Origin of the sequence: Rhizobium sophoriradicis (assembly GCF_003939025.1) — a bacterium.
Taxonomy (GTDB): domain Bacteria; phylum Pseudomonadota; class Alphaproteobacteria; order Rhizobiales; family Rhizobiaceae; genus Rhizobium; species Rhizobium sophoriradicis.
The window spans coordinates 1-934 of sequence record NZ_RQIH01000062.1; the positions used below are offsets into that span (position 1 = coordinate 1).

Annotated in this window: 1 protein-coding gene and 1 pseudogene; both read right to left on the bottom strand. The window is 57.3% G+C overall.

The annotated features are described in order from the left end of the window. Positions 1 to 11 precede the first annotated feature (11 nt). Positions 12 to 420, bottom strand: a pseudogene (locus EFR00_RS32795) (IS630 family transposase); the annotation flags it as partial. Positions 421 to 500: 80 nt separating this feature from the next. Continuing rightward, on the bottom strand, positions 501 to 934 hold a 434-nt coding region (locus tag EFR00_RS32800; RefSeq protein WP_272785013.1), incomplete at its 5' end, for a group II intron maturase-specific domain-containing protein.

Genomic DNA, 934 nt, shown 5'->3' on the forward strand with positions numbered 1-934 from the left:
CCTAGAGCGTTTCAGGTTTTCACGGAAGCATATCCGGCATTGGCGAAGTAGTTGCTGCATTCGCTGGGCTCGATGGTTGTGACGAGCTGTCCGATGTGGCGCCAGGTGTCATCGATGGTTCGCTTCTGAGCCAGGCGCATCCAGTGCTTGATCTTGGCAAAGGCCTGCTCGATCGGATTGAAATCGGGGGAATATTTCGGCAGGAACCATTAGTCTGGCGCCGGCCGCCCTGATTGCATCGCGAATGGTCTTGGCCTTATGGGAGCCGAGATTGTCGAGAATGACGATGTCGCCGGGCTTGAGGGTCGGGATCAACTGCTGTCGGACGTAGGCGTCGAAACATTCGTCATTGATCGGGCCATCGAAGACGCAGGGCGCGGTCATCTGGTCGCAGCGCAACGCACCGAGGAAAGTCAGCCAGGGGTGAGTAGGCCGGAGGGATTTCACCTGCCGGCCTCTCGCAGAACGGTGCGTGAACCTCTCGATTCACACCGCTCCCATCAGGTAAACGTGTTCGTTCCGAACGCCTGCCAGTGTACGAAGAGGTCCCGTCTATCTCGGGCAAGTTGCCGCAGGAACTGCGAAGCCCGAGTTTTGTGGAACCGAAAGCGCTTGTACTTTCGCATGATCCAGGCCTTGAGCTTCCGATTGACATAGTCAGCCAGAGAGAACAGGTCCGAACGACTGAACCGCCCATAGTAGGCAATCCATCCCCGGAGGAGCGGATTGATCTGTTTGGCGATTTCAGCCAGCGTCCCCGGCGTTTGCCGCGGAATGTTCAAGCTCTTGATCGTGGCCCGCATCGATTTTAGCGCCGCCGGACTGGCCGCTGGGGTATAGCCACAGAAGAACTCATTCCGCTGTGAAGTCGCCACCTGTCGCGGCCTGAACTGGTATCCAAGGAAGTCAAATTTGACAGTCGGATACATTTCCC